Annotated in this window: 1 protein-coding gene and 1 pseudogene; both read right to left on the bottom strand. The window is 77.8% G+C overall.

The genetic code is table 11. The annotated features are described in order from the left end of the window. Positions 1-1,193: pseudogene (locus tag G3I42_RS23635) on the bottom strand (ABC transporter permease); the annotation flags it as partial. 1 nt (position 1,194) lies between these two features. Then, on the bottom strand, positions 1,195-3,063 hold a 1,869-nt coding region (locus G3I42_RS23630; protein ID WP_164289069.1), incomplete at its 5' end, for an ABC transporter permease.

Below are 3,063 nucleotides of genomic sequence, written 5' to 3'. Positions count from 1 at the left end.
CCGAGCCCCGCCGCCGGCACGGCCGACGCCGCCGACTCCGCGAGCAAACGCCCCCCGAGCCCGGCGAGCGAAGCCCCCCGCGCCCGCAACAGCGCGAACTCCTCGCGCCGCCGCCCCGCCGACAGACCCGCCGCCATCGCCACCGTCACCGCGGCGACCGCCCCTGCCCCCACCGCCGCCACCTCCACCACGGGCGACAGCGCCCGCGAGAGCCCGCGATGCGCCTCGATCACCTCGTCCAGATCCGTCGAGACGACCGCGTGCGGTTCCACCGCCTTCTTCACGCGCAGCAGATCGGGGCCGCCCTTCAGCGAACCGAGCGCCGCCGTGTACCGCGGCAGCACCGTCGCGGTCAGCCCGTCCGTACGCGGCGCGAGCCGCCAGTACGCCTCCGGCTGCCCGAGCGTGTCCAGCAGCGCGGCACCCGAGGCGGGCGGCAGCAACAACCCCGCCCGCCAGTACTTCTGGGGCGGCCGCCCGGACGTCGCCGTCATCGCCGGCGTCCGCAACTGGCCCTCCGCCGACCACCACGCACCCCGCGGATCGCGCGGCTCCACGATCCCCACGACGACGAAGGCCACCTCGGCGCCCTCGACGTGCACCGTCCGCCCCACCGCGAGCTCCAGCGCCTTCGCCGTCGCCCCGGTCACTGCGACCTCGACCCGGCCCGCGTCCCGCGACCGCGCCGCCTCGGCGCGCGGCCACCGCCCCGACGTCAGCCGCGCGTGCTCCTCCAGCCCCGCCTGCGCCGCCGCGGTGAACCGCGGCAGCACCGCGTCCGGACTCGGCAGGTCCTTGTCCGTCGCCTGAAGGTCCTTGCTCGTCCGCACCCCGTACGAGGACTGCCCCGTGTCCACCCGCACCGGCTCGGGCACCGTCCTCAGCAACGCCCGGTAGTTCGCCGCGACCCGGTCCGGGGCGAGCGTCTTGGCCCGCTCGCCCGGCGCCAGGTCCGGCCGTATCAGCCCGACGTCCACCACCGCACGCGCCGCCGACGCCTCCGCCACCGCGCGCCGCACCGCCTGGTCCTCGTTGGCCCGCACCGCGCGCGGGAAGTACGCCGCCAGGAACGCCGTCAGCAGCACGAGCACCGCGAAGGCCACCGAGGCCCCCCGCGCCGTGCGCAACCGGGTCCTCGTCCACGGCGCGGGCACCCCGCGGGCCCGCCCGGCACGCTCCACAGCCGATGTCACGTCAGTCCTCCAGCCGGCGGAGCGCGTCCGCGATCCGGGTACGGCGCGTCGACAACAGCGCGACCGCGAGCAGAGGCAGCGCCGCGACCCCCACGAGCAGCAGGAGCGCCCGCCCCCACGGCATCTCCACGAGCACCCCCGGCACCGGCCGTGCCGCGCGCGCCGTCAGCACCGTCAACGGCACCAGCCACCGGCTCAGCACGACCCCCAGCGCGAGACCCGCGCCCAGCCCGACCCCCACGAGCAGCACCTGCTCCCAGAACGTCTGCCGGGCCAGCTTCCGGCCCGGGAACCCGAGCGCGCGCAACACCGCGTGCTCCGAGCGCCGCTCCCGCAACGACCCCATCGCCCCCGCCGTGAACCCCACGGCCGCGATCGCCGCCGCCGCGAGCGCGGCGGCGAACAGCGCCGTACGCGGCGCCGCCCCCAAGGGGTCACCGAGCAGCGTCCGCCGCACCTCGTCCCGCACGAGCACATCCGCGGGATCACTGTCGGCACGCTCCCGCAACCGCGCCGCCACCGCGGCGGAACGCCCCTCCGCCGTGCTCAGCCACCACTCGGTCGGCGCGAGCGGCGTCGCGCCCGCCCCCGCGAGCACCGCGTTCACCGTCGGCAGATCCACGAGCAGGGCGACGTCCGCGTCGTTCGCGCCGTCCTCCTCGGCCGCCTCCTGGCCCGCACCGGAATCCGGACCGGAGCCGGCGTCCTGACCGGCCGCGCCCGCCGCCGCCTCGGCCTCCTCCCCGGTCGTCGGCACATGCGCGACCGTGTCCACGACCCGGACCCGCACCTCCGTACCGTCCACGGGCACCGTCAGCGTCTGTCCCCGCTTCGCGTGCGCCGCCTTCAGGAAGGCGTCCGAGGCGAGCGCGGGCACCGCCGCGGGGACCTCCGCGGTGCCCGCCCGCACGTCCAGATTCACGCCCGTGCCCGAGGACGACACCCGCGACGACTCGTCCGGCGAGGTCACGTGCGCCGTCACGGACAGCGGCTCGTCCGCCGCCGCCTCGGGCCGCAAGGGCACCGCGCGCCCGGGCGTCAACGCCACCACCGGTGTACTCGTGCCGTGCCACCGAAGGCCCCCGGGCACCGCCACCGCCCGCCCGGCCCCGCCGCCCGTACCGGTCAGCGCGCCGACCCGCTCGACGACCAGCCGCACCCGTGCGTCGAGCCCCGGCGGCAGCTCGCCCGACACCCGCAGCCCGCTCAGCCACACCCGGCCGCGCGGCACGTCCCGTCCCTCCGGCGCCAGGTCCACCGTCTGGGTGCGCACCGCGCCCCCCTCACCGAGCCGCCCCGCCGACAGGACGTACGGCTGCCCCTGCGCGTCCCTGACCGTCACGGTGAGCGCCGGCGCGAACTCCTTGGGCGCCTTGCCGGTGCGGGAGTCCTCCCACCGCACCCGCAGCGCGAGCTTCCGCGTCCCCGCGGGCAGCGCGAGCCCCGCCCGCGCCTCGTTCCCCGCCGCACGCAACGCCCGCAGCCCGCCCTCGCCGGGCGCGAGGTCGGAACGGAACAGCAGGTCGTCCGGCGTGTGCGCCGTGTCGAGCGCGAGCACCGTCGCCGCGCCCCCCTGCGGCAGGTCCACGGACGCCCGGTGCCCCGGGGCCACCGCCCGCACGCCCGGCAGCGCCCCGTACGTACCCGCGTCGCCCGCGAGCCCCGACGTCGGGTCCAGCACCCGCACCCCGGCACCCGACCGGAAATCCGCCTGATCGTCCTGCGCCCTGCTCCACGAAGCGCTCTGCGCGACCGTCAGCAGCGTCATCGCGACCGCCAGGACCAGCAGCAGCACCGGCCCGGCCCCCCGCTGCGGACGCCGGCTGAACTGCCAGGCCACGAGCGCCCCCGGCAGCCCCCGCCCGCGCGA

This window comes from Streptomyces sp. SID11385 (assembly GCF_010548245.1).
GTDB lineage: Bacteria > Actinomycetota > Actinomycetes > Streptomycetales > Streptomycetaceae > Streptomyces.
This window is presented reverse-complemented; position numbering and strand designations above follow the sequence as displayed.